This is a genomic window from Actinomycetospora straminea (assembly GCF_028737255.1).
GTDB lineage: Bacteria > Actinomycetota > Actinomycetes > Mycobacteriales > Pseudonocardiaceae > Actinomycetospora > Actinomycetospora straminea.
On record NZ_JAQZAN010000023.1, the window covers coordinates 79473 to 103401 of the forward strand.

26 protein-coding genes are annotated in these 23929 nt (G+C 74.9%); 8 read left to right on the forward strand and 18 right to left on the reverse strand.

Features of this window, described 5'->3' with window-relative positions; translation table 11 throughout:
• Positions 1-72: 72 nt before the first annotated feature.
• The 8 genes from PH190_RS25480 to iolC are packed head-to-tail and all read right to left on the reverse strand — an operon-like array spanning position 73 to position 9115.
• Positions 73-1575: a CoA-acylating methylmalonate-semialdehyde dehydrogenase gene (locus PH190_RS25480; RefSeq protein ID WP_274234341.1), complete on the reverse strand. Its 1503-nt coding sequence runs from the start codon at positions 1573-1575 to the stop codon at positions 73-75.
• Positions 1575-2477 (reverse strand): sugar phosphate isomerase/epimerase family protein, encoded by a 903-nt coding sequence (locus PH190_RS25485; RefSeq protein ID WP_274234342.1) that lies wholly within the window; start codon positions 2475-2477, stop codon positions 1575-1577. Before PH190_RS25485 ends, PH190_RS25480 begins: the two co-directional genes overlap by 1 nt.
• Positions 2474-3523, reverse strand: coding sequence for a Gfo/Idh/MocA family protein (locus PH190_RS25490; protein ID WP_274234343.1), 1050 nt, complete (start codon positions 3521-3523; stop codon positions 2474-2476). Before PH190_RS25490 ends, PH190_RS25485 begins: the two co-directional genes overlap by 4 nt.
• A complete protein-coding gene (locus PH190_RS25495) occupies positions 3520-4452 on the reverse strand; it encodes a sugar phosphate isomerase/epimerase family protein (protein ID WP_274234344.1) in 933 nt (310 codons plus the stop codon). The genes PH190_RS25490 and PH190_RS25495 overlap by 4 nt, the downstream gene beginning before the upstream one ends.
• Positions 4449-6371 carry a 3D-(3,5/4)-trihydroxycyclohexane-1,2-dione acylhydrolase (decyclizing) gene (gene iolD / locus PH190_RS25500; RefSeq protein ID WP_274234345.1) on the reverse strand — a complete coding sequence of 641 codons (1923 nt, stop codon included), beginning with the start codon at positions 6369-6371 and terminating at the stop codon, positions 4449-4451. Before iolD ends, PH190_RS25495 begins: the two co-directional genes overlap by 4 nt.
• Entirely contained in the window at positions 6364-7245 is an 882-nt protein-coding gene (iolB, locus tag PH190_RS25505) for a 5-deoxy-glucuronate isomerase (protein ID WP_274234346.1), read from the reverse strand. The genes iolD and iolB overlap by 8 nt, the downstream gene beginning before the upstream one ends.
• Positions 7242-8138, reverse strand: a complete 897-nt coding sequence (locus PH190_RS25510; protein WP_274234347.1) for a class I fructose-bisphosphate aldolase — start codon at positions 8136-8138, stop codon at positions 7242-7244. The genes iolB and PH190_RS25510 overlap by 4 nt, the downstream gene beginning before the upstream one ends.
• A gap of 8 nt (positions 8139-8146) precedes the next feature.
• The gene (gene iolC / locus PH190_RS25515) at positions 8147-9115 is read right to left on the reverse strand and encodes a 5-dehydro-2-deoxygluconokinase (protein ID WP_274234348.1); all 969 of its coding nucleotides are present in this window, start codon (positions 9113-9115) and stop codon (positions 8147-8149) included.
• Between the two features lie 159 nt (positions 9116-9274).
• On the opposite strand from iolC, the gene PH190_RS25520 reads away from it, so the two are divergent.
• Positions 9275-10024, forward strand: coding sequence for a GntR family transcriptional regulator (locus PH190_RS25520; protein WP_274234349.1), 750 nt, complete (start codon positions 9275-9277; stop codon positions 10022-10024).
• An 11-nt stretch (positions 10025-10035) separates the two neighbouring features.
• Here the strand turns inward: PH190_RS25520 and PH190_RS25525 are convergent, their stop codons facing one another.
• The 4 genes from PH190_RS25525 to PH190_RS25540 form a co-directional block, all read right to left on the reverse strand.
• Entirely contained in the window at positions 10036-10818 is a 783-nt protein-coding gene (locus PH190_RS25525; RefSeq protein ID WP_274234350.1) for a CYTH domain-containing protein, read from the reverse strand.
• Between the two features lie 165 nt (positions 10819-10983).
• Positions 10984-11223: a hypothetical protein gene (locus PH190_RS25530; protein ID WP_274234351.1), complete on the reverse strand. Its 240-nt coding sequence runs from the start codon at positions 11221-11223 to the stop codon at positions 10984-10986.
• Positions 11224-11273: 50 nt separating this feature from the next.
• Entirely contained in the window at positions 11274-11840 is a 567-nt protein-coding gene (locus PH190_RS25535) for a TetR/AcrR family transcriptional regulator (RefSeq protein ID WP_274234352.1), read from the reverse strand.
• The gene (locus PH190_RS25540; protein ID WP_274234353.1) at positions 11837-12172 is read right to left on the reverse strand and encodes a DMT family transporter; all 336 of its coding nucleotides are present in this window, start codon (positions 12170-12172) and stop codon (positions 11837-11839) included. The genes PH190_RS25535 and PH190_RS25540 overlap by 4 nt, the downstream gene beginning before the upstream one ends.
• Positions 12173-12347: 175 nt before the next feature.
• Here PH190_RS25540 and PH190_RS25545 point away from each other — a divergent pair, with 175 nt between their 5' ends.
• Entirely contained in the window at positions 12348-13331 is a 984-nt protein-coding gene (locus tag PH190_RS25545) for a helix-turn-helix transcriptional regulator (RefSeq protein ID WP_274234354.1), read from the forward strand.
• Positions 13332-13442: 111 nt separating this feature from the next.
• Entirely contained in the window at positions 13443-13934 is a 492-nt protein-coding gene (locus PH190_RS25550) for a hypothetical protein (RefSeq protein ID WP_274234355.1), read from the forward strand.
• Positions 13935-13941: 7 nt separating this feature from the next.
• Here the strand turns inward: PH190_RS25550 and PH190_RS25555 are convergent, their stop codons facing one another.
• From PH190_RS25555 to PH190_RS25565, 3 genes are all read right to left on the reverse strand, one after another.
• On the reverse strand, positions 13942-14763 hold the full coding sequence (locus tag PH190_RS25555; protein ID WP_274234356.1) for an adenylate/guanylate cyclase domain-containing protein: 822 nt from the start codon (positions 14761-14763) through the stop codon (positions 13942-13944).
• Between the two features lie 37 nt (positions 14764-14800).
• Positions 14801-15649 carry a GAF and ANTAR domain-containing protein gene (locus tag PH190_RS25560; RefSeq protein WP_274234357.1) on the reverse strand — a complete coding sequence of 283 codons (849 nt, stop codon included), beginning with the start codon at positions 15647-15649 and terminating at the stop codon, positions 14801-14803.
• A 69-nt stretch (positions 15650-15718) separates the two neighbouring features.
• Positions 15719-16630, reverse strand: a complete 912-nt coding sequence (locus PH190_RS25565) for a pseudouridine-5'-phosphate glycosidase (protein ID WP_274234358.1) — start codon at positions 16628-16630, stop codon at positions 15719-15721.
• A 56-nt stretch (positions 16631-16686) separates the two neighbouring features.
• On the opposite strand from PH190_RS25565, the gene PH190_RS25570 reads away from it, so the two are divergent.
• On the forward strand, positions 16687-18435 hold the full coding sequence (locus PH190_RS25570) for an alpha-keto acid decarboxylase family protein (protein WP_274234359.1): 1749 nt from the start codon (positions 16687-16689) through the stop codon (positions 18433-18435).
• Here the strand turns inward: PH190_RS25570 and PH190_RS25575 are convergent.
• The 3 genes from PH190_RS25575 to PH190_RS25585 are packed head-to-tail and all read right to left on the reverse strand — an operon-like array spanning position 18341 to position 20440.
• Complete coding sequence (locus PH190_RS25575; RefSeq protein WP_274234360.1) at positions 18341-19201, reverse strand: cytochrome c oxidase assembly protein; 861 nt, start codon at positions 19199-19201, stop codon at positions 18341-18343. The two genes, PH190_RS25570 and PH190_RS25575, sit on opposite strands and share 95 nt — an antisense overlap.
• Positions 19198-19659 carry a DUF2243 domain-containing protein gene (locus PH190_RS25580; RefSeq protein ID WP_274234361.1) on the reverse strand — a complete coding sequence of 154 codons (462 nt, stop codon included), beginning with the start codon at positions 19657-19659 and terminating at the stop codon, positions 19198-19200. Before PH190_RS25580 ends, PH190_RS25575 begins: the two co-directional genes overlap by 4 nt.
• A 58-nt stretch (positions 19660-19717) precedes the next feature.
• Entirely contained in the window at positions 19718-20440 is a 723-nt protein-coding gene (locus PH190_RS25585) for an alpha/beta fold hydrolase (RefSeq protein ID WP_274234362.1), read from the reverse strand.
• Positions 20441-20517: 77 nt separating this feature from the next.
• Here PH190_RS25585 and PH190_RS25590 point away from each other — a divergent pair, with 77 nt between their 5' ends.
• The 4 genes from PH190_RS25590 to PH190_RS25605 all read left to right on the forward strand — a co-directional run bounded on the left by PH190_RS25590 (position 20518) and on the right by PH190_RS25605 (position 23760).
• Positions 20518-21078, forward strand: coding sequence for a MarR family winged helix-turn-helix transcriptional regulator (locus PH190_RS25590; protein WP_274234363.1), 561 nt, complete (start codon positions 20518-20520; stop codon positions 21076-21078).
• A gap of 84 nt (positions 21079-21162) precedes the next feature.
• On the forward strand, positions 21163-21576 hold the full coding sequence (locus tag PH190_RS25595; protein ID WP_274234364.1) for an SRPBCC family protein: 414 nt from the start codon (positions 21163-21165) through the stop codon (positions 21574-21576).
• A 53-nt stretch (positions 21577-21629) separates the two neighbouring features.
• A complete protein-coding gene (gene zwf, locus PH190_RS25600; RefSeq protein WP_274234365.1) occupies positions 21630-23126 on the forward strand; it encodes a glucose-6-phosphate dehydrogenase in 1497 nt (498 codons plus the stop codon).
• A 55-nt stretch (positions 23127-23181) separates the two neighbouring features.
• Positions 23182-23760, forward strand: coding sequence for a VOC family protein (locus PH190_RS25605; RefSeq protein ID WP_274234366.1), 579 nt, complete (start codon positions 23182-23184; stop codon positions 23758-23760).
• Positions 23761-23929 lie beyond the last annotated feature (169 nt).

Consider the following 23929-nt stretch of genomic DNA (forward strand, 5'->3'; position numbering starts at 1 on the left):
TCTCCGGGATGTGGGCACGCCGAGGACACCCGCGGCCGGTCGAGCGACCGGCCGCGGGCCCTCGGGCACGCGTCAGCTGTTGCGGGGGAACCCGAGGTCGAGCTCGCCGGCCTCGCCGCGGCGGGCGGGGTCGATCCAGCGGGTGGTGACGACCTTGCCGCGGGTGAAGAAGTGCACGCCCTCCGCGCCGTGGGCGTGGGTGTCGCCGAACAGCGAGTTCTTCCAGCCGCCGAAGCTGTAGTAGGCCATCGGCACCGGGACCGGCACGTTGACGCCGATCATCCCGACCTCGACCTCGTTCTGGAACCGTCGTGCGGCGCCGCCGTCGTTGGTGAAGATCGCCGTCCCGTTGCCGTACGGGTTGGCGTTGATCAGCGCGACGGCCTCGTCGTAGGTGTCGACGCGGACCACCGAGAGCACCGGACCGAAGATCTCGTCGGTGTAGATCGACATGTCGGGGGTGACGTGGTCGAACAGCGTCGGGCCGACGAAGAAGCCCTCCCCGTCGGCGTCGGGCGCGACGCCGCGCCCGTCGACCACCAGCGACGCCCCGGCGGCCTCGCCGGCGTCCACGTAGCCCGACACCCGGTCGCGGGCCGCCGCGGTGACGAGCGGGCCCATGTCGCAGCCACGACGCCCGTCGCCCGTGCGCAGTCCGCGGGCCCGCTCGGCGATCTTCTCGACCAGCGCGTCGCCGCACGAGCCGACCGCGACCACCGCCGAGATCGCCATGCAGCGCTCCCCCGCCGAGCCGAAGCCGGCGTTGATGGCCTGGTCGGCGGCCAGGTCGAGGTCGGCGTCGGGCAGCACGACGGCGTGGTTCTTCGCCCCGCCGAGGGCCTGGACGCGCTTGCCGTGCGCGGTGCCGGTCTCGTAGACGTAGCGCGCGATCGGCGTCGAACCCACGAAGCTGATGCTCTTGACGTCGGGGTGGGTGAGCAGCCCGTCCACGGCGACCTTGTCGCCGTTGAGCACGTTGAACACCCCGTCGGGCAGTCCGGCCTCGCGCCACAGCTCCGCCATCCACAGCGCCGCGGACGGGACCTTCTCCGAGGGCTTGAGCACCACGGTGTTGCCCGCGGCGATCGCGATCGGGAAGAACCACATCGGCACCATCGCCGGGAAGTTGAACGGGCTGATGATCCCGACGACGCCGAGCGGCTGGCGGATCGACGACACGTCGATGCCGGTCGAGGCGTTCTCGGTGGCCGACCCCTTGAGCAGGTGCGGCATCCCGCACGCGAACTCCACGACCTCCTGGCCGCGCGCGACCTCGCCCGCGGCGTCCGCGAGCACCTTGCCGTGCTCGGCGGTGATGATCGCGGCCAGCTCGTCGGCGCGGGCGTTGAGCAGCTCGCGGAACCGGAACAGGATCTGCGTGCGCCTGGTCAGCGACGTGTCCCGCCAGAGCGGGAAGGCCGCCGACGCCGCCGCGATCACGGCCGCGACCTCGTCCTCGGACGCGAACGCCACCCGGCGCGTCACCGCGCCGGTGGCGGGGTCGGTGACGTCGCCGGAACGGTCGGACGTCGACTTGAGCACGGCGCCGCCGGCCCAGTGGTGCAGGGTCTCCATCAGGGGTTCCTCCCGGGTGCGGGCTCGAGGACGGTGTCCGAGCCGAAGTGCTTCGCCACGAGGGCGGTGATCGTGTCGCGGTCGCCCGTGACCACCTCGGTCGCGCGCTCCTCCCACCCGAACACACAGTGGGTCAGCGTGCCGTCGAAGCCGGCCGCCGCCAACGCCGCGAAGACGGCGTCGAAGTCGACCTCGCCGGTGCCCATCGGCGCGTGCTGGTGCACGCGGACCGTGGACCCGGGCGGGTTGACGATGTAGCGCAGGCCGCCCGACGCGGTGTGGTTCAGCGTGTCGGCCAGGTGCACGTTGGTCACGCGCGCCCCGGCGCGGGCGATGATCCCGGCCGGGTCGTTGCCCTGGTGGAACGTGTGCGGGGTGCAGTACAGGAACGTGACCCAGTCGCGGTCCAGCCCGGCCACCATGTCGACCGCGGCGTGCCCGTCCTCGATGAAGTCGTCGGGGTGCGGCTCGAGCACGAGGCGGATGCCCTCGCGCTCGAAGTCCGGGGCCAGCTCCTCGAACGAGCGCAGGAACATCGCCTCGGCGTGCTCCGCGGCCTCCGGGCGGCCGTTGAACTCGGTGTTCATCGTGTCCACGCCGAGGTCGACGGCGATCCGGATCGCGCGCCGCCAGGCGCGCACGGCGGCCTGCCGGGCGTCCTCGGACGGGCCCGACCAGCGCAGCACCGGCAGCACCGAGGAGATGCCGACGCCGGCGTCGGCGGCCCGGCGCCGCAGCGTGGCGACGGTCGCGGAGTCGACGCGGGGGTGGGCGAAGAAGGGGATGAAGTCCTCCTTCGGGGAGAGCTCCATCCACGTGTAGCCGGCGCGGGCCACGGCGTCGGGCAGGTCGGTCACCGCGTGGGTGCGGTGGAACATCTGGGCGTCGAGGGCGAGCTTCACGCCACACCCCCCATCGCCCCGCCGGCCCCGGACCGGGCCTCCATCCCGGTCTCGATGCGCTCGCCCTTGACGACGGCGGCCACCCCGGCCTCGCAGATCGCCGCGGCGGCGTAGCCGTCCCAGCTGCCGGGGCCGTCGACGGCGTCGCCGCCCGACGCGATCCCGGCGCGGGCGGCGTCCACCCAGCGCTGCACCTGGTCGTCGTAGGCCTGGCCGAAGCGGGCCACGAAGTCCGGGGTGATGGTCCCGCCCCACGTCCCCCCGCGCCGCTTCGTCACGACGTTCTGGTCGAGCCCGATCATCGCCGAGCCGTGCTCGGCGACGACCTCGGTGCGGACCTCGTAGGCGATCCCGGTGCGCACGAAGATCTCGACGGTCACGAGGGCCCCGGAGTCCGCCTCGAACAGCACGAGCATCGGGTCCGACACCCCGGGCGGGGCGTCCGCGGTCGGGCGTCCGCGCACCACGCTGACCGCGGCGATCTCCTCGCCGAGCAGGAAGCGCGCGGAGTCGGCCTCGTGCACGACGGAGTCGCGGATCATGTACTCGGAGTCGAAGAACTCGGGCACCGCGGGGTTGCGGTGGGTGCAGTGCAGCATGAGCGGCGCGCCGAGCTCGCCGCCCGCGATCATCTGCTGCAGCGCGGCGTACTCGTGGTCGAAGCGGCGCATGAACCCGACCTGGATCAGCCGGCGCCCGAGCTCGGTCTCGCGGCGGTACACCGCGGCCGCGGTCGCCGCCTCGGTGGTCAGCGGCTTCTCGCACAGGACGGGCTTGCCGGCCTCGAGGCAGGCGAGCACCTGCGCCTCGTGCGCGCTGCCGGGGGTCGCGATGACGACCGCGTCGACGTCGTCGGCGGCGATGGCCTCGGCGGGGTCGGCGACCACGCGGGCGCCGATCGGGTCGGCGACGCGGTGGGCCTGCTCGTCGGAGACGTCGCCGACCACCGTCACGCGGGCGCCGCGGGTGCGCCGGGTGAGGCTGTCGACGTGGAACGAGCCCATCTTGCCGACGCCGAGGACCGCGATGCGGATCTCGTCGTTCACGAGCGGATCTCCTCTCCGGCCGGCGTGCCGATGCGGACCGAACCGGTGCCGCACGAGCCGAGGTAGGTGTGGGTGCGCTGCGCGATCGGCAGCGGCTGGTCGGGCGGGCAGGGGTACATGTCCTGCTCGACGATGGCGAAGACGTCGAGTCCCGCCTCCTCGATCGCGCCGAGGACCTCGGGCATCGAGGGCACGCCGTGCGGCGGCTCGATCATGGCGCCGGCCTTGACGGCGTCCGGGAACGGCAGGTCCTCGGCCTCGACGCGGTCGATGACCGCGGGGTCGACCTGCTTGAGGTGCAGGTAGCCGATGCGCTCGGGGTACTGGCGGATGATCGCGACGTTGTCGCCGCGGTAGTAGGCGACGTGCCCGGTGTCGAGGCAGAGGTTGACGAAGCGGGGGTCGGTGGACTCGACGAACCGCTCGATCTCCGACTGGTAGCCGACGTGCGAGTCGGCGTGCGAGTGGAACTGCACGCGCAGGCCGTACTCCTCCAGCACCCGGCGCCCGAGGGTGTCCATGCCGGTGGTCAGGCGGTCCCAGCCCGCGGCGTCGAGGGTCGGCGACTCCAGCGGCGCGCCGGTCTTGTGGTCGCGCCACGGCTCGGGGATGACGACGAGGTGCTCGCCGCCCACGGCGCGGGTCAGCGAGGCGACCTGCGTGACCTGGTCCCACACGTGGTCGAAGCTGTTCGGGCGGTGCAGGTGCTCGAACACCGTGCCCGCGGAGACGGTCAGGCCGTGGGTGCGCAGGGTGTCGGCGAGCTCGGTGGGGTCGGTCGGCAGGTAGCCGTACGGGCCGAGCTCGATGACGTCGTAGCCGGCGGCCGCGACCTCGGCGAGGAAGCGGTCGGCCGGGGTCTGGTCGGGGTCGTCCGGGAACCAGACGCCCCAGGAGTCGGGCGCGGAGCCGACGCGGATCGAGGTCACGAGGGAGACACCTCTTCGCTGGGGTGGAGGAAGGAACGCTGGGTCGACTTGGCGTCGTCGTAGGTCTTGCGGGCGCGCTGGGTGGACTCGAGCGCGGCCACCTCGGCGACGGGGACGTCCCACCAGGAGCGGGAGTCCGGTGCGGGGACGAGCGGGTCGGTCTCGACGTGGACGACGACGCTCTCCGTGGCGGCCTTGGCCTCGCGCAGGGCGGCGGCGAGCTCGTCGGCGGTGCGTACGGAGATCACCCGCACCCCGAGGGACGCCGCGTTCGCGGCGAGGTCGACGGGCAGGCGCTCGCCGTCGAGCCGTCCGCTGCCCGAGCGGTAGCGGTACCGGGTGCCGAAGCGCTGCGAGCCGAGCTCCTCGGAGAGCGCGCCGATCGAGGCGTAGCCGTGGTTCTGCACGAGGACGGTGATGACCTTGACGCCCTCCTGCACGGCGGTCACCAGCTCCGTCGCCATCATGAGGTAGGAGCCGTCGCCCACCATGACCACGACGTCGCGGTCGGGGCACGCCATCGCCACGCCCACCCCGCCGGCGACCTCGTAGCCCATGCACGAGTAGCCGTACTCGACGTGGTAGCCCTTCGGGTCGCGCGTGCGCCACAGTTTGTGCAGGTCACCCGGCATCGAGCCCGCGGCGCAGACGACGACGTCGCGCGCGTCGGTGAGGTCGTTGACCAGGCCGATGACGGCGTTCTGGGTGAGCAGGCCGTTCGACTCGGTCGCTGACTCGGCGGCGTCGACGGTCGCCTCCCACTCGGCGTCGAGGCGGCGGTACTCCGCCTCGTAGGCGTCGTCGACGCGGTGGCCGGCCAGGGCGGTCGTCAGCGCCTCCAGCGTCTCGCGGGCGTCGGCGACGACGCCGATGCCCGCGTGCTTCACCGCGTCGAGCCCGGCGACGTTGACGTTGACGAACCGGACGTCGGGCGCCTGGAAGGCGGTGCGGCTCGCGGTGGTGAAGTCCGAGTAGCGGGTCCCGACGCCGATGACGACGTCGGCGTCGCGGGCGATCGCGTTGGCCGCCGTGGTGCCGGTGGACCCGATCGCGCCGAGGCACTGCGGGTGGTCGAACACCAGCGTTCCCTTGCCGGCCTGGCTCTGGCCGACCGGGATGCCGGTGGCCTCGCAGAACGCGGCCAGGGCTGCCGTCGCGCCGCTGTAGTGGACCCCGCCGCCGGCGACGACGAGCGGTCGCCGGGCCGTGCGGATGGCCTCCGCGGCGCGGGCGAGCGCCGCGCGCTCGGGCAGCGGCCGGGCGACGTGCCAGACCCGCTTCGCGAACAGCTCGACCGGCCAGTCGTGGGCCTGCGCCTGCACGTCCTGCGGGAAGCAGACCGTCACCGCGCCGGTCTCCGCGGGGTCGGTGAGCACCCGCATCGCGGCGAGCATCGCCGAGGGCAGCTGCTCCGGGCGCCACACCCGGTCGAAGTACCGCGAGACCGGGCGGAAGCAGTCGTTGACGGTGACGTCGCCCGAGGCCGGCAGCTCCAGCTCCTGGAGCAGTGGCGACGCCGCCCGGTCGGCGAAGGTGTCGGCGGGCAGCAGCAGCACCGGCAGCCGGTTGATCGTGGCGAGCGCGGCGCCGGTGACCATGTTGGTCGCGCCGGGACCGACGCTCGTGGACACGGCCCAGGTCTGCAGGCGGTCCTTCATCCGGGCGTACGCGGCCGCGGAGTGCACCATGGCCTGCTCGTTGCGGCCGAGGACGTAGGGCAGCGCCCCGCTGTCCTGCCCGCCCACCTCGGCCAGCTCGGCCTCGAGCAGCGCCTGCCCGACGCCGGCGACGTTGCCGTGCCCGAAGATGCCGAAGCAGCCGGCGAACAGCCGCTGCTCGACGCCGTCGCGCTCGGAGTACTGGGCGCCCAGGAAGCGGACGAGGGCCTGGGCGACGGTGAGGCGGACCGTGTCAGTCATCGGTGGACACCAATCGCGGGTCGACCGGCTGGTCCGCCCACGTGGCGCGGACCCAGGCCTGGTCGGGGTGGTCGGTGATCTTCCAGGCGCGCTCGCCCGGGCCGGCCATGACGTTGAGGTAGTACATGTCGTGGCCGGGGGCGGCGGCGCACGGGCCGTGCCAGCCGTGGGGCACGAGCACCGTGTCGCGGTCGTGGACCTCGACGAGGACGTCGACGTCCCCGGCGGGCGACGAGCTCGTGCGGTGGAAGCCGAGACCGGGCTCGCCGTGCGGGCCGGGCGCGATCTCGTAGTAGTAAATCTCCTCGAGGGCCGACTCGGTGTCGCTCTCCTCGTCGTGCTTGTGGGCGGGGTAGCTCGACCAGTTCCCGCCCGGGGTGACGACCTCGACGGCGATGAGGCTGCCGGCCTCGACCACGCCGGCGGCCCCGAAGTTGCGGACCCGGCGGCTGCACTGCCCGGCACCGCGCAGCTCGACGGGCACGTCGGCGGCCGGGAGGTGGCGGAACGGCAGCACGACGTCGGTGCGCGCGCCGGTGAGCGCGACCCGGGCCGGCCCCTCCGCGGCCCGGATCGTGGCCGTCGTGCCGCGCGGCAGGTACGCCGTGTCGGTCGGTCCGGCGAAGACGTCGGGTCGCCCGGCGAGCACGTGCTCGGTGACGCCGTCGGTGACCGTCACGCCGCCGGACAGCGGGACGACGATCATCTCCTCGTCGCCGGTGTCGTGGGTGTGGGTGGTGCCGGCAGGGAGGGTCAGGGTGCGCAGGCTCGAGTGCGCCCAGCCGGCGACGGCGGGGGTCACCTCGAGGTCGTAGCCGTGCGTCGCGGCCGCGCCCGCCGGCAGGTGCAGCTCGGTGCGGGCCGGCGCGCTCACGGCGCCACCTCCGGCCGGACCATGGCGACGGCGGTGTCGACGGCGCCGGCGACGTCGTCGTCGGCGGGGTAGAGCAGGGTGCGCCCGACGATGAGGCCGCGCACGCCGGGCAGCGCGAGCGCGTGGCGCCACGACGCGTACGTCTCGTCGGGTGCGGTGGTCGGGTCGCCCCCGAGCAGGAGCGTCGGCAGCGTGGTCGCGTCCATGACGCGCTCCATCTCGTCGACCACCGGCAGCTTCATCCACGTGTAGGCGCTGCCGGCGCCGAGGCCCTGCGCGATGTGGATGGACCGGACCACGGCGTCGGTGGACAGGTCGTTGACGACCTTGCCCTCCACCCGGCGCGAGATGAACGGCTCCACCATGGCGACGGTCTGCGCCCGGTTGAGCTCAGTGACGGCCTCGGCGCAGGCCTGCAGCGTCGCGACCGTGGCCGGGTCGTCGTAGTCGATGCGGGTCAGCATCTTGGCGGCGTCGAACCCCGACTCGACGGTGCCGCGCACGTCGTACCCGGTCATGCGGTCGTCCATCTCGAAGGTCGCGCCGGCGAGGCCGCCGCGGTTGAGCGACGAGACGACGACCTTGTCCTCGAGCGCGCCGAGCAGCAGCAGGTCCTCGAGGATGTCCGCCGTCGCGAGCACGCCGTCGACGCCCGGGCGGGCCAGCGCGGCGACGAGGCGGTCGAGCAGCTCGGGACGGCTGGCCATGGCGTCGGCGCGCCCGGAGGCGGACAGCGCACCGCGGGCGGGGTGGTCAGCGGCGACGATCATGAGGCGACCGTCGGCGGGGACGAACGGGCGCCGGCGGCGGGCGGCGAGGAGCTTGGCGACCCGCTCGGGCTCGGTGGCCCGGATCGCGCGGACCGCGTCGTGGGTGGCGGCGAACTGGCTCACGGCCTCACTCACAGCAGGGTGCCCTTCTCGAGCAGGTGGTCGATCTCGTCGGGGGTGGGCATGGCGGTGGAGCACTCGAGCCGCGCGGCGACGATGGCGCCGGCGGCGTTGGCCCGGGTCAGCACCGTCTCGAGGTCCCACCCCGCCAGCAGCCCGTGCGCGAGCGACCCGCCGAAGCTGTCGCCGGCGCCGAGGCCGTTGAGCGGGGTGACGGGGATGGGCGGGGCGACGACCCGCTCGCCGTCGCGGGTCTTGCCCAGCACCCCGCGGGGGCCCTGCTTGACCACGGCGACCTCGACGCCGGCCTCGAGCAGCGCGTCGGCCGCGCGCTCCGGGGCGGTCTCGCCGACCGCGACCTCGCACTCCTCGCGGTTGCCGACCGCGACCGTGACCTGGCCGAGCACCTTCTGGACCTCGGAGGTGGCGGTCGCGGCGTCGGGCCAGAACATGGGGCGGTAGTCGAGGTCGAGCACGACGTGGCCGCGCCGGTCGCGGGCGGCGAGCACGTCGTGGTGGGTCTGCCGGCTGGGCTCCTCGGACAGCCCGGTGACCGACAGCCACAGCAGGTCGACCTCCCGGACGGTGGCGAGGTCGACGTCGGCGGTGCGCACCTGCAGGTCCGGGGCGGTGGGCCGGCGGTAGAACCACAGCGGGAAGTCGTCCGGGGGGAAGATCTCGCAGAAGGTGACGGGCGTGAGGTGGTGCGGGTCGGTCACGACGTGAGCGTCGTCGACGCCGAGCCGGCGCAGCTCGCGGCGCACGTAGCGGCCGAACGGGTCGTCGCCGACGCCGGTGATGATCGCGGCACGCCGACCGAGCCGGCTCGCGGCGACCGCGACGTTGGCGGTGGTGCCGCCGAGGAACTTGCCGAAGGTCTCGACGTCCTCGAGGCCGATCCCGGTCTGCAGCGGGTAGATGTCGACGCCGCTGCGACCGAACGTCAGGACCTCCGGCGCGGTGCGCGGAGCGGTGCTCATGGGCTGTCCTCGGCTGGTCGCGGGCTGGTGGGTCCCCGCCGTCGCACGGTGGCGCGGCGATGACGAGGACGTTAAGCAGCGCGACACGGCAGCGTCAATACTTTGTCCAGACATACGGTCATAGAGACGAACGCTGCGGCAGCCGCTACGCTGACCACCATGACCGTCGCCTCCGGGCCCGTCGAGCTGGACATCGACCTCGACCGCTCCAGCCCGGTGCCGCTCTACCACCAGCTCGCGGTCGCCCTCGAGCGCGCGATCGGCGACGGCCGCCTGCGCGCGGGTGATCGCCTGGAGAACGAGCTGGCCATGACCACCCGCCTCGGCCTCGCCCGCCCCACGGCGCGCCAGGCGATCCAGGAGCTCGTGCGCAAGGGCCTGCTGGTGCGCAAGCGCGGCGTCGGCACCCAGGTCGTCGCGGCACCGCCGATCCGGCGGGACGTCAAGTTCTCGAGCCTGCACGACGACCTCGCGTCCTCAGGACACGAGCCGTCGACGGAGCTGCTCGAGCGCGCGTCGGGCACGCCCGCCGAGCTCGGCGTCGACGACCTCGTCGAGGTCGACGAGCCGCTGACCTACCTGCGCCGTCTGCGGCGGGTGGACGGCGAGCCCCTGGCGATCATGTCCAACTACCTGCCCGCCCGGTTCCGCCTCGAGGACGACGACCTGCGCGAGCGCGGCCTCTACGCGACGCTGCGCGCGCAGGGCGTCGGCTTCGCCATCGCGCACCAGACCATCGGCGCGCGCCTCGTCACCACCGAGGAGGCCGGACTCCTCGGCGAGACCGAGCCCGCGGCCTGCGTGACGATGCAGCGCCTCGTCTACGACGACACGGGGCGGCTCGTCGAGCTCGGCCGGCACATCTACCGCGCCTCGCAGTACTCCGTGCAGACCTCGCTGGTGATCTGACCGCCGCAGATTCAGGCGGGGCGGGCGCGCAGCACGTCGGCCCACACCGCGGTCTTGGTGCGGTGGGGCGGCTCGGGCGTGAGGCCGTGGCGCGTCAGGAACCCGGCGACGGCCTCGGCGGTGACGCGGGCGTCCGCGGGCGCGCAGCGCGCCGAGAACTCCTCGAGCACCCGCCCGCCCGGGAAGCGGCAGCGCTCGTGGCGGGCGTGGGCGAGCCGGCACCGCGGGCGGGGCACCGAGGCGCGCTCGATGACCAACGGCCCGTGCGTCCCCAGCGCGACGCCGGCGAGGTCCGGCACCGCGCCCGCGAGCAGGGCCGCCTGGTCGTCGGTGAGCAGGTCGTGCACGTCGACCCGCCCGTCGCGGCAGGCCGTCGCGCGCCCGGCGGGGAGGGGCTCGCGCACCTCGGTGCTGCGGAACACGACGCCGGGCAGCACGTCGAGCTCGACGCGCGCGGCGGTCGGCGGGGTGCCGCCGGGCACGGGGTCCTCGCCGCGGACGCGGACGGTGAGGTCCCAGCGGTCGCGGCCGCGGTCGCGCAGGCGGACGTGGACGCCGTGGCGGGCGAGGGCGAGGTCGCGCGTGTCGAGCAGGTGCAGCCGCCGGGTCCGCACGCGCCCGTGGCGTCCGGCGAGGCGCAGGGTCGAGCCCTCCCGGGGCACGAGCAGCACCTTCAGCTCGACGCTCCCGGCGCCGGACTCGGCGATGCCGGCCCACGCGGCGTCGCCGGGCGGCGGGAAGCCGAGAGCCGTCGCGAGGTCGGCTCCCCGGAGCGTCCGGGCCCGCTCGAGCATGCGGACTCCAGGCCGACGCGGAGGTCGGCGGGTCGAGGTCGGCGGATCGGGGTCGGGTCGCCGCGGCGGGCTGCTCGACCGCGGTCCGACGACCGTAGGTGATGACCCGGGCGTGGGTCATCCTCTCCGGGCTACCCGCCGACGCATGCGCAGCACCGGATCGCTCTAGGCCGTCCGCTGCTTGCCCTCCCACAGCTCGCCGCCGGTGAGCACGTAGACGAAGGGCACGATCGGCACGAGGGCCAGGACCGCCCAGACGATCTTCGCGGTGCCGCTGAGCTCGGGGCGCACGACGAGGTTGAGCCAGACGAGCACCACCGCGACGGGGTGCAGGAAACAGACCAGCAGCTCGGCGAGCTTCTTCATCGTCGCGTCCGCGGTGTTCGGGGTCGCCCGGAGGGCCACCGAGGAGGCGACCGTAGCGGGATCCTCCCGCGCCGCACCAGACGCGACGATCACCCCGGGACCCCGGGTACGAGGGCCCGCAGCACCTCCTCGACGTCCGCCGCGGTCCACGGCGCCGGGTCGCACCAGCAGCGCAGGAACAGCCCGTCCACCGCGGCGCCCACCGCCGCGCGACGCCGCGGGTCCGGGACGACGGGGGCGAGCGCGGCGTCGAGCGCGCGGGTCCAGCGCTCCCACTCGTCGCGCAGTCCGGCACGGCGCCCGGCCTGCAGGAACAGCTCGTACTCGGCGTCGACCGAGCCCTCCGGCTCCACCGACCCGGCCGCGACGAGCGCCGCCAGCGGGGGCAGCGGGTCGTCCTGCTGCGCGCAGCGCTCCAGCGCGCCGACCCACTCGTCGTTCACCGCGGCGAGCGTCGCCCGCAGCAGCGCGTCGACGGTCGGGAAGTGGTAGCTCACGAGGCTCGGCGCGAGCCCGGCCTCGGCCGCCACCGCCCGCTGGGTCACCGCGGCCACCCCGCCGCGGGAGATGACGCGCATCGTCGCCGCGCGCAGCAGCCGTCGGCGCTCCTCGCCCTTGCGACGGCGGCCGTCGGTCTCCGGCAGCGTGCTCGTCACGCCGCGCCCGCGCTCCGGGCCCCGAGCTCGAGGGCGAGGACGCCGGCGATGACGAGCGCGATGCCCCCGACCTGCACCCACGTCAGGGACTCACCGAGGAAGAGCGTGCCGACGATCGCGACGAGGGCGACGCCGGCGGCGGCCCACACGCCGTAGGCGACGCTGACGCCCAGGCCCCGGGCGAGCGCCTGGGAGAGCAGCCCGAACGCCGCGAGGTAGCCGACGACCACGACGATCGAGGGCACGAGCCGCGTGAAGCCCTCGGAGAGCTTGAGCGACACGGTCGCGACGACCTCGCACAGGATCGCGATCGCGAGCAGCAGGTAGGCCACGGAGCGCACCTTCCCGAGGAAAACTGGTCAGCCGCCCAGGATTCTACGGGGGACGCGGCCGTGGCCGCCCAGCGCTGATCGACCTGCCTGATCGGCAGCGTGGCGAAGTACCCTCTCGCCCATCCGGGACCGCTCGGTCATACTCGGTTGTGCACTATCGATCGAGGAGGGTGGGATGACGGACGGCGAGAGCGGACCGGAGCCGGTCCTGCGCTACCGGTGGGCGAGCACCGACCCCGAGGCCGCCACCGAGTACGTGCGCAAGACCTACACCGACCTGGCGCCGGTGGACGTCCCCTCGGAGGACTTCGTGTTCTGGGTCGAGGGCGCCGCGGCCGGTCCCCTCGAGATCAGCCGCCTGCGCCACTCCGGCGGGCTGCGCACCTACTCCCAGCCGACGCCCGCGCTGGTGGTGGTCGAGACCCTGGACGGCGGGCCGAACTGGGTCGACGACGGCACCGGCCGCGTCACCGGCCCGCTCGCGCTCCTGCCCGCCTGGGCGCCCTACGAGACCGGGTGGGACGACCTCACGGCCCGCGTCTGCATGGTCGACCAGACCGAGGTCGTCCGGGTCGGCGCCGAGGTCTCGGGCCTGGAGCCCGAGGCGATCGCCTTCAGGGGTTCGGCACCGGTCTCGCCCGCCCTCGCGGCCCACTGGTCGCGCGTCGCCGCCCACGTCGACGACGACGTGCTGGCCTCCGACGAGCTCATGGCCTCGCCGCTCGTCCGCGCGGACGCCGTGCGCCAGCTCGCGGTCGCCCTGCTCGCGACGTTCCCGAACACCGCCCTCGACGCGCTGACCGACCCCGGCGCGCGGGACGGCGGGACCGCCGAGCCGGGCACCGTGCGCCGCGCCGCGGAGTTCATGGACGCCCACGCCCACCGGGACATCGGGCTCACCGAGATCGCCGAGGCCGCCCGGATCGGCCCGCGGTCGCTGCAGCTCGCCTTCCGCCGCCACCGCGACACCACGCCGCTGGAGTACCTGCGCCGCGTCCGCCTCGAGAACGCCCACCGCGACCTGCAGGCCGCCGACCCCACGCGCGGCGACCGCGTCGAGGCGATCGCCGCGCGCTGGGGGTTCGGCCACCCGGGACGCTTCTCGGTGGTCTACCGGGAGCGGTACGGCCGCTCGCCGAGCGCGACGCTGCGGCACTGAACGACCGGGTCACGGCCCCGCGAGCGTGCGCCGCGGTCGCGGGCGTGTGAGCGGTCGGGGCGGACGGGGACCCGCGGGCGACCGCACCCCACCGTCCCGGGAGGGACCCTCGTGACCGCCACCCTGACCACCCGACCCGCCGACCGCCTCGGTCCCGCCGACCGCACCGTGCTCGCGCTGGGCCGCGGCGCGCTCGCCGGCCTGCTGGGCACCGCGGCGATGACGGTGTCGAGCACGATCGAGATGCGCCTGCAGGGCCGCGGCGCGTCGACGACCCCGGCACAGGCGGTCGCGGAGGTCACCGGCGTCCGCCCCGCCGACGACGACGCCCAGCAACGGCTCAACACCGTCGCGCACTGGGGCTACGGCACCGCCTGGGGCCTCGCCCGTGGCGCGCTCGACCTCGCCGGGCGCCGCGGCCCGCTGGCGTCGGTGATCCACCTCGCGGCGGTCCTCGGCGCCGAGCAGGTGATGATGCCCGCGCTCGGCCTCGGCTCGCCGACCCCGCGCTACGGGGCGTCGGCCGCGGCCACCGACGCCCTGCACCACGTCGTCTACGCCGGCGCGACCGGCCTCGCCTACGACGCGCTCGCGGGCCGCTGACCCCCGGTCAGGAGGGCCGGTCGACCGAGAAGATCTGCAGGTCCTCGGGGGTGCCCTTGAGGCGCGTGTGCCAGCGCTTGCGGCGCACGCGCAGGCTCGCCTCGTCGAGGCGGGCGAGCAGCTCCCCGCTGACGAGGATCTCGCCGGGCCCGGCGCGGTCACCGAGGCGCGCCGCGGTGTTCACCGCCACGCCCAGGTAGTCGCCGCCGACCCGCCGCGGCCGACCGAGGTGCAGGCCCGCGCGCATCCGCGGCGTCCAGCCGTCGGCGTGCACGTCCGCGAGCCGGGTGCGTGCGGCGAACACCGCCTCGAGCGCCTCGACCGGGTCGGCGAACGCGGCCATCATCCCGTCGCCGAGGCGCTTGACCACCGTGCCCGCCCGGTCGGTGACCGGCTTCTCCCAGGCCTCGCTGACCTCCCGCAGGACGCGCTGCACCTCGTCGTCGCCGGCCTGCAGCGCCCAGCGGGAGAACTCGACGAGGTCGGTGAACACGAGCGCGACCTCCCGCTCGCCGGCGCCGCCGCCGAACCGCTCGAGCACCGCCTGCCACAGCTGCAGCCCGCCCAGCGACACCTCGCGCGTGACGCCGGGGCGGTCGCCGGTGAGGTCGACGACGGCGCGTCCGACGAACTCGGCGTGCTTCGCGCCGCCGAGCGAGAGCGGGTCGCCGAAGTGCGCGTCGCCGGGCAGCGCCCGGCGCACCCGCTGCACCGCGGCGCGCAGCCCCTCGGAGCGGTCGAGCTCGCGCGCCCGCCGTGCCGCGTCGCCCAGGACCGCGCGGGCACGGGCGGCGCGGCTGCCGGCGGCGGGGGTGTCCTCGTCGGTCACGGCGTGATCCTCGCGCACGGGCCGATCACCGGTCGGGTCAGAGATCGGCGCGCCGTTCCGCGAGCGTGGAGGCGACGTCGCGCAGCTTGACGTTGAGGTCCTGCGACGCCCGCCGGAGCACGTCGAACGCCTCGTCGGCGGGCAGGCCGCGGCGCTCCATGAGGATGCCCTTGGCCTGGCCGATGACGTCGCGCGAGTCGAGCGCGGTCTGGAACTCGACGTCGCGCAGCTGCGAGGCCTCGGTGACCGACACGTAGGCCAGCGCCGTCGACACGTGGGCGGCGAGCAGGAGCCCCGCCTCGCGGTCGGCCTGCCCGAACCCGCCGGTGCCGCGGCGGTAGAAGTTCAACGCCCCCCGCAGCGGGCGCTTCTCGCCGACCGGGAAGAGCCCGACCGCGAACACGCTGCCCACCCCGAGCGCCGCGGCGGCCGGGCCGAACCGCGGCCACTGCCCGTCGTGGGCGAGGTCGTCGCTGCCGGCGACACCGAGCCCGCCGGCCTCGAGCGCGCGGACGCAGGGACCCTCCTCGTGGCGGTACTGCGCCTGGTCGATGCGGACGGCGAGCTGGTCGGAGTACGCGGGCGTCGAGTAGCCGTCGCGGCCCCCGCGGCGCAGGGTGACGCTGACGACGTCGGCGGCGGGGACCACCCGCGCGCCGAGGTCCACGACCCGCTCGAGGACCTCGTTGACCCCGCCGCCGTCGGGCGTGGCCAGCAGGACGCGGGTGAGCTCGCCGACCGCCTGCGAGAGCAGGCCGAGGCGGGGGCCACCGCTCGGCGCCGCGCCGGACGCGGGGTAGGCGTCGTGGCCCTGCGCGCGCTCGGTCGCGTGCTCGGCCGCGAACGCCCTGCGCTCCGCGTCCCAGTCGACCTCGCTGCCGGTCACGCTGTCTCCCCTCGCCATCGCTCCGTCGCCGGTACCCGTCGACCGCCTGTTCCTACACGATCGCGCTGCTCACGTGCGTGCCGCGGGGGCGCCGAGGGCCGCGGCCACGTCGGCGGCGAGCGCGGTGTTGCCCAGGTAGACCGCCGTGTTCACCTCGAGGCTGCGTCCCTCGGTGGCCCGGTGCACGTGGTCGAGCAGGAACGGGGTCGTGTCGTGACCGGTGACACCGCCCGCGTCCGCCGCGGCGAGCGCGGCGTCGAGCACCGCGCGGTGCTCGGCGGCGTCGAGCTGCGCCGCGGCGGCGACGGGGTTCGCCAGCAGCACCGCCCCGGACAGGCCCAGCGCGTCGCGGGCCCGGATCACCGCCGCCGCCTGGGCCGGCGCGTCCACCCGTGCGGGCACGGGCACACCGGCGTCGGTGACGTAGAAGCCCGGGAACGCGTCGGTGCGGTAGCCGAGCACGGTGACGTTGAGGGTCTCGAGGCGCTCGAGCGTCGCCGGGACGTCGAGGATCGACTTGACGCCGGCCGACACCACGGTGATCGGCAGCCCGGCGAGCGCGACGAGGTCGGCGGACTCGTCGAAGGTGGTCGACGCGCCGCGGTGCACCCCGCCGAGCCCGCCGGTCGCGAACACGCGGATGCCGGCGCGGTGGGCGAGCCACGCCGTCGCGGCGACCGTGGTGCCCCCGTCGACGCCGCGCGCCACCGCCACCGGCAGGTCGCGCACGCTGAGCTTCTCCACCCGCTCGCCGGAGGCCAGGTGCGTCAGCTGCTCGCCGGTGAGGCCGACGACGGGCTCCCCCGCGACCACGCCGATCGTCGCCGGCACGACGCCCGCCCGGCGCAGCAGGTCCTCGGCCGCCCGGGCGACCTCGAGGTTGCGGGGCCGCGGCAGGCCGTGGGTGACGATCGTCGTCTCCAGCGCCACGACCGGCCGCCCGGCCGCGACCGCCGCGCGGATCTCCTCGGACACGAGCACCGTGCTGTCCTCCCGAGCCTGGTCCGGGTGCCGCCGACGATGAGAGTCTGCCGCGCGTGAGCGGATACACCGTCGCGGACCACCTCGTCGACCGGCTGGCCGAGCTGGGGGTGGACCGGGTCTTCGGCGTCCCCGGGGACTACAGCCTCGCCATGCTCGACCACGTCACCCACCACCCGACGGTGCGCTGGACCGGGTGCACCAACGAGCTCAACGCCGGCTACGCCGCGGACGGCTACGGGCGCCCGCGCGGGATCGCGGCGCTGTGCACGACGTTCGGGGTGGGCGAGCTCAGCGCCATCAACGCGATCGCCGGCGCCTACGCCGAGCACGTCCCGGTGGTGCACGTCGTCGGGGCGCCCGCGCTGACCGCGCAGGCCCAGCGCCGCCCCGTGCACCACACCCTCGGCGACGGGGTGTTCGGCCACTTCACCGCCATGCACGCCGACATCACCTGCGCGCGGGCCTCGCTCACGCCCGAGAACGCGGTCGCCGAGATCGACCGGGTGCTGCGCGCGGTGCGCGACCAGCGCCTGCCCGGCTACCTCGTCGTCCCCGCCGACGTCGCCGCCGCACCCGTCCCCGAGGCCACCACGCCCCTGCCCGCGCCCGTCGACACCACCGACCCCGAGGCGCTGGCGGGCTTCGTCGACGCCGCGCGCCGGCTGCTGGAGACCGCGGCGTCCCCCGACGACGTCGCGGTGCTCGCCGGGCTGATCGTCCACCGGCTCGGCGCCGCGGAGACCCTCGCGGACCTCCTCGCCGCCGGTCCCCTGCCGCACGCGACGACGCCGTGGGCGAAGAGCCTCGTCGACGAGAGCGCCGCGCGCTTCGCCGGCACGTACACCGGCGCGGCGAGCCCACCGGCCACCCGCACCGCGATCGAGGACGCCGCGGTGCTCGTCGTCGCCGGGGTGACGTTCACCGACCTCGACAGCGGCATGTTCACCCAGCACATCACGCGCAGCCGCACCATCGACGTCGGCCCGCGCTCGGCGACGGTCGGGGCGGCGACGTTCGCGCCGGTGGAGCTCCCGACGGCGCTCGCCGCGCTCACGCCGCTGATCGCCGAGGTCGCGGCGCGCCGCACCGGACCGGCCCCGTCGCAGCCCCTCGCTGCGCCCACGCCCGACGCCGAGCCCGCGCCCGACGCGGAGACGCTGAGCCAGACGAGCCTGTGGCGGGAGGTCAGCGCGGCCCTGCGCAGCGGCGACATCGTGCTCGCCGACCAGGGCACGAGCTTCTACGGCATGGCCCCGCACCGCCTGCCCGCCGGCGTCACCTTCGTCGGCCAGCCGCTGTGGGCCTCGATCGGCTACACGATGCCCGCGCTGCTGGGCACGTGCGCCGCGCACCCGGGGCACCGCGGGGTGCTGCTCATCGGCGACGGCGCCGCCCAGATGACCGCGACCGAGCTCGCGACCGTGCTCCGGGAGCGCATCCCCGCCGTGGTCGTCGTCGTCGACAACGACGGCTACACCGTCGAGCGCGCCATCCACGGCCCCGACGAGCCCTACAACGACATCGCGCGCTGGGACTGGCCGGCGCTCGCCCGGGCCATGGGCGACGGCGAGCACCTCACGGCCACCCGGGCGACGACGGTGGGCGAGCTGCGCGCGGCGTTCGCGCACGCGACGGAGCACCCCGACGGCGTCACCCTGGTCCAGGCCGTCGTGCCGCGCGACGACGTCCCCGACCTGCTCGCCGCCCTCACCCGCGTGCTGGGGTCGCGGCCGGAGCCGTCGTCCTCGGGGTCGGGGTCGGAGTCGTCGGGGACGGAGCCGGCGCCGGCGCCGGTGCGCTGACGGTCCGCCGTTGCTCGCGCCGCAGCTCCCGGCCGCCGCGCGCGTACCAGGCGGCCATGAGCGCCACGGCGAGCGCGACCTCGACCGCGCTGCCGCCGTAGTACATGACCTGCGCGCCGAGCCGGACGTCCGCCGCGCTCCCGGCCCCGTCGGGCAGGAGGCGCGCGTACAGGAGCTTGGCGAGCACGTCGTGCCCGGCCGCCGCGACCAGCAGCGTCAGCAGCGCGCCGATCGTCCCGGGGCGGCGCGGCAGGGGGTCGGGACCGACGAGGAGGGTCGCGAGCAGGAAGCCGGCGAGCACCATGTGCAGGTCGACCAGCGCCATGACGGCGGGGTGCGCCAGGGCGAGGGCGAAGAGGTCGGTGAGGTAGAACGCTGCCATCCCGCCGAGCTCGAGCACGAGGACCACCGGCGGCCACGTCACCACCCGCGCGGGGGCGCTGTGCAGCACGGCGAGCAGGCGCCGGCGCCCACCCGCCGGCAGGGCGCGCAGCGCCAGCGTCACCGGCGCGGCCAGCGCGAGCAGCAGCGGCGCGACCATCGCGAGCAGCAGGTGCGCGACGACGTGGACGGCGAACAGGTGGTGCGCGTGCGTCGCGAGCGGCGGCAGCAGCGCGACCGCGAGGGTCACAACGCTGGCCGCCGCGGCGACCCACCGGCGCACCGGCCAGCGGTCGCCCCGGCGGTGCAGCCGCCGCCCGCCCGCGAGGTAGGCCAGGGCCACCGCGACCAGCGGGAGCGCCGGCCACCACCCGGTGGTGCTCACCGGGCGTCCACGGCACGTGCCCGCCCGACCAGCAGCACCGCGCCGACGACGACGCCGATCGCGCCGCTGATGTTCCACGCGAGGTCGTAGGGCAGCAGGTCGACCTCGTAGCGGATCTGGTGCAGCCCGAGCACCTTGTGCTGGAACAGCCCGTCGTAGACCTGGAAGGCACCCCAGCCCAGGAACCCGCCGCCCCACACCCGCTTCGGGACGGTGGCCCGTCGTCGCTGGAGGTCGGCGAAGAGGAACAGGCCGACGACGATCGCCAGCCACCCGCCGGCGTGGAAGACGCCGTCGGACACCAGGCCCGCCTCGAGCGTCGAGCCGTCGTAGAAGTGGTGCCAGTGCAGCAGCTGGTGGAAGACGGTCTCGTCGATGAAGGCCGCGACGCCCACCCCGATGAGGACCCCGGCGAGGACGGACCGGCCCGTCGCCGGCCCTGCGGCGGTCGTGGTCATGCGGCGTGGTGCCCGTGACGGGCGGGGCGCACACCGGCGCAGGGGGCCTCGGGGAGCCTCAGGGGGCCAGGAAGTCCAGCAGGATCGCCTCGTAGACCGCGGTCTTCCCGACCGGCCCGCCGTGATCGGCGCCGGGCACGACCCCCAGCCGGGCGTCGGGCAGGCCGTCGCGCATCGCGAGGGTGTGCTCGATCGGGATCTCGTCGTCGGCGTCGCCCACCAGCACGAGCGCGGGGTGGGGGTAGGCCGCGAGGTCGTCGACGGCGAGCGCCGGCTCGCTGCGGTGCAGCCGGTCCATCTTCGCGGCGAACACACCGAAGTGCTCGGGGTCGTCGGGCGAGACCTCGGCGTGGTACCCGGCGAAGAACGCCGTCGTCTCCTCGTCGAGGTCGAGGACGCCGGGTGCCCAGGCGTCGTGGTGGAACACGCTCGCGGAGACCACGAGGCGCGGCACGAGGTCGGGGCGGCGCAGCGCGACGAGGAGCGCGAGGAAGCCGCCGGTGCTGTGCCCGACGAGGCGCGCCGGCCCGCCGACGACCTGCTCGAGGAACGCGACGGTGTCGCCGACCAGGGCGTCGGCGGTGATCGGGCCCTCGACGTCGGCGGTGCGCCCGTGCCCGCGCTGGTCGGGGCGCAGCACGCGGAAGTGCCGGGCGAGGCCGGGGACGCAGGGCGCCCAGGCCCGGGCGTCGGCCAGGCCGGGGTGGAGCAGGACGAGCGGGTCGCCCTGCCCGTCGTCCTCGTAGGCCATCGCCACGTCGCCGAGCTGGACGTACGGCACGGTTCCTCCTCGTCGGTCCTGCTCGCGGGGGTCCGACCCCGTGGGCACACCGCGCGGCGGACCGTAGCATCCGACACATGAGCGAGTCATGTGTTGTGACGGCGGGGACCGACCGGGTGGCGAACCTGCTCGGCGCTCTCGGCCTCGCCACCGCCGGCCGCGTCGAGGCGGCCGCGCAGGAGGCGACCGGCCGGCCGGCGGCCGAGACCGCGACGCTGGTCGTCCTCACGACGGCGCTCGGCGGGACGTCGCAGGAGACGCTGCGCCGCCTGCTGGGCCTCACGCAGAGCGGGACGACGCGCCTGGTCGCCCGCCTCGTGGACGCCGGTCTCCTCGAGCAGCGCGCGGGTCCCGACGGGCGCACCCACGCCCTCGTGCCCACCGACACCGGGCGCCGCGTGGCGGGCGACGCGCTGCGCGTGCGCGCGGCCGCCCTCGACGACCTCCTCGACGTCCTCGACGACGACGAGCGCGACGCCGCCGGCCGCCTCGCCGAGAAGCTGCTCGCCGGCCTGACCACCGGTCGCGACGCCGCCCGCCGCGTCTGCCGGCTCTGCGACCCCGTCGCCTGCGGCCACCACACCGGCCGCTGCCCCGTCACCCGGGCCGCCGACGCCGTGTCGTCCCCGGAGTCCTGATCGCCGCACGGGGTCTGGCGGCGCTCCGTCAGGGTGTCCGACCGATCCACGACGCCGACGCCCGCCCGCGCCAGGATCACGCCCATGACGACCGAGACCCGGCTGGTGCGCACCGTGATCGCCCGCGACTGGCGCGAGGTGTACGCCTACGCCGCCGACCCGCGCCACCTCGTCGACTGGGCCGCGGGGCTGGCGAGCGCGCAGGTGCAGCCCGCCCCCGACCGACCCGGGACGTGGACCGCCGACTCACCCCTGGGGCACGTCGAGATCACCTTCGCGCCGGCCAACGACCTCGGCGTGCTCGACCACGTCGTGCGCCTGCCCGACGGCACCGACGTCGACAACCCGCTACGCGTCGTGCGCCTGGACGACGGCGCCGAGGTCGTCTTCCACGTCCGGCGTCGCCCCGGGATGAGCGACGACGACTTCGCCGCCGACGCGGACGCGGTCGCCCGCGACCTGGAGACCCTGCGCCGGATCCTGGAGGACGGCGGCTGAACGTCCGGTCGCGGCGACCCACGATCGTCACCTGCGCGGGCTACGGTCCCGGTATGGCCGACCGCCAGCCCGAGTCCATCGCGTACCCCGGTCCCGGCTCGCGTCCCTTCCGGCGCGACCTCGAGCCGACCCTCCCCCACGTCATCGTGCTGTTCGGCTGCACCGGCGACCTCGCGAAGCGCAAGCTGCTCCCCGGTCTCGCCTACCTCGCCGAGTCCGAGCTGGCGCCCGCGATCCGCATCGTCGGCACGGCGATGGAGGACCTCGACACCGAGCAGTTCCGGGCCCTCGCGCACGACGCCGTGCAGAACTACGGCATGCACCGGCTCGCGGAGGACGCCTGGGAGGACTTCGCCGACCGCCTGACCTACGTGCCCCAGGGCGCCGGGCCGGAGGGGCTGACGTCGGCGGTGAAGGAGGCGCAGTCGCGGCTCGGGGACGACGCGCGGCTGCTGCACTACCTCTCGGTGCCGCCGAAGGCCGCCCAGGCCGTCGTCGAGATGCTGCGCGACGCCGACCTCGTCGGCGGCTCGCGCGTGGTCATGGAGAAGCCCTTCGGGCACGACTTCGAGAGCGCGGTCAAGCTCAACGACTTCGTCCACGAGGTCTTCGACGAGTCGCAGGTCTTCCGCATCGACCACTTCCTGGGCAAGGAGGCGGCGCAGAACATCCTCGCGTTCCGCTTCGCCAACGGGCTGTTCGAGCCGATCTGGAACCGCAACTTCATCGACCACGTCCAGATCGACATCCCGGAGGAGCTGGGGCTCGACACCCGCGCCTCGTTCTACGAGGCGACCGGCGCCTACAAGGACATGGTCGTCACCCACCTCATGCAGGTGATGGCGTTCGTGGCCATGGAGCCGCCCACGGCGCTCGAGCCGCGGTCGATCAGCGAGGAGAAGAACAAGGTCTTCCGCTCGCTGCTGCCGATCCACCCCGAGCACGTCGTGCGCGGGCAGTTCGGCGGCTACCGCGACCACGAGGACGTCGCCGGAGATTCGGACACCGAGACGTTCATCGCGCTCAAGGTCGGGCTCGACAACTGGCGCTGGGCCGGCGTGCCGTTCTACCTGCGCACCGGCAAGCGCCTCGCCGAGGGCCAGCGGATCATCTCGATCGCGTTCAAGGAGGCGCCGCGCACGATGTTCCCGCAGGGCTCGGGCGTCGGCACCCAGGGCCCGGACCACCTGACGTTCGACCTCGCGGACTCCTCGCGCGTCTCCCTGTCGTTCTACGGCAAGCGGCCCGGGCCGGGCATGCGGCTGCAGAAGCTCTCCATGCAGTTCTCGACGCAGGAGACCGGCGAGGCCGCCGACGTCCTCGAGGCCTACGAGCGCCTCATCCTCGACGCCATGCGCGGCGACCACACGCTGTTCACGACGTCGGAGGGCATCGAGTCGCTGTGGGAGCGCTCGATCCCCCTGCTCGCCGACCCGCCCCCGGTCAAGCCGTACCCCGTCGGGTCCTGGGGCCCGAACGCGATCCACCAGCTCATCGCGCCGAACGCCTGGCGCCTGCCGTTCGAGCGCGGGTGGCGGGAGAAGAAGTAGGGGGCCGGCGACGAGGCGGACCGTTCCCGTCCGCCTCGCTCGCGACACTCGGTGCATGACCCGAGCTGCCGCACTCCCCCCGGTCCTCGCGCGCGACGACCTGCCCCCGGGCTACGGCTCCGTGAACCCCTTCGTCGCCGTCCGCGGCCCCGGCGGCGCCGAGGGCTTCCTGCGGTTCGTCACCGACGTCCTCGACGCCCGCGAGACCCTCGCCGCGCACGCCGTGGACGCCGACGGCCTGCTCATCCACGCCGAGGTCCGCGTCGGGTCCTCGACGATCATGCTGTGCGACGCGAAGCCGCACTGGGCGCCCACCCCGGGCCTGCTGTGGGTCTACGTGCGCGACGTCGACGCGGTCACCGCCCGCGCCCGGGCGGCGGGTGCGGAGGTGGTCACCGAGCCCACCGCGTTCCACGGCGGCCAGCGGCTCGCCCGGGTCCTCGACCCCTGGTCGACCCTGTGGTGGCTCGTCGAGTACGGCGCCGACAGCGTCGCCCCGTCGCAAGCGCCCGACGCGCTGCCCGCGTGGCGGCCCGACCCGACGGCGCCGCCGAGCGACGTCCACCGCACCGTCGACCGGGCGATGACCGGCCTCGGACGACCGGCAGGGGCGCGGACGACGTCTCCATCCTGATCTCTCGAGGGTGTCGCGGCTGTCGTGCGCGTCGAACCGGGGGCCGACGACGCCCACGACACTCCCGGGAGATCGTTCTGGAGAGCACCACCCGAGCGACCCGGCCGTGGCCGCTCGGTAGCGTCAGCCAGCGTTGAACTTCAAGTGGTTGATCTTGAAGGTGATGGTG

What these genes read in the sequence shown, in the direction of transcription:
- PH190_RS25480 (WP_274234341.1), bottom strand. Translation starts at nt 1,575, where the DNA reads ATGGAGACCCTGCACCACTGGGCCGGCGGCGCCGTGCTCAAGTCGACG.
- iolD (WP_274234345.1), bottom strand. Translation starts at nt 6,371, where the DNA reads ATGACTGACACGGTCCGCCTCACCGTCGCCCAGGCCCTCGTCCGCTTC.
- iolC (WP_274234348.1), bottom strand. Translation starts at nt 9,115, where the DNA reads ATGAGCACCGCTCCGCGCACCGCGCCGGAGGTCCTGACGTTCGGTCGC.
- PH190_RS25520 (WP_274234349.1), top strand. Translation starts at nt 9,275, where the DNA reads ATGACCGTCGCCTCCGGGCCCGTCGAGCTGGACATCGACCTCGACCGC.
- PH190_RS25525 (WP_274234350.1), bottom strand. Translation starts at nt 10,818, where the DNA reads ATGCTCGAGCGGGCCCGGACGCTCCGGGGAGCCGACCTCGCGACGGCT.
- PH190_RS25545 (WP_274234354.1), top strand. Translation starts at nt 12,348, where the DNA reads ATGACGGACGGCGAGAGCGGACCGGAGCCGGTCCTGCGCTACCGGTGG.
- PH190_RS25580 (WP_274234361.1), bottom strand. Translation starts at nt 19,659, where the DNA reads ATGACCACGACCGCCGCAGGGCCGGCGACGGGCCGGTCCGTCCTCGCC.
- PH190_RS25590 (WP_274234363.1), top strand. Translation starts at nt 20,518, where the DNA reads ATGAGCGAGTCATGTGTTGTGACGGCGGGGACCGACCGGGTGGCGAAC.
- PH190_RS25595 (WP_274234364.1), top strand. Translation starts at nt 21,163, where the DNA reads ATGACGACCGAGACCCGGCTGGTGCGCACCGTGATCGCCCGCGACTGG.
- zwf (WP_274234365.1), top strand. Translation starts at nt 21,630, where the DNA reads ATGGCCGACCGCCAGCCCGAGTCCATCGCGTACCCCGGTCCCGGCTCG.
- PH190_RS25605 (WP_274234366.1), top strand. Translation starts at nt 23,182, where the DNA reads ATGACCCGAGCTGCCGCACTCCCCCCGGTCCTCGCGCGCGACGACCTG.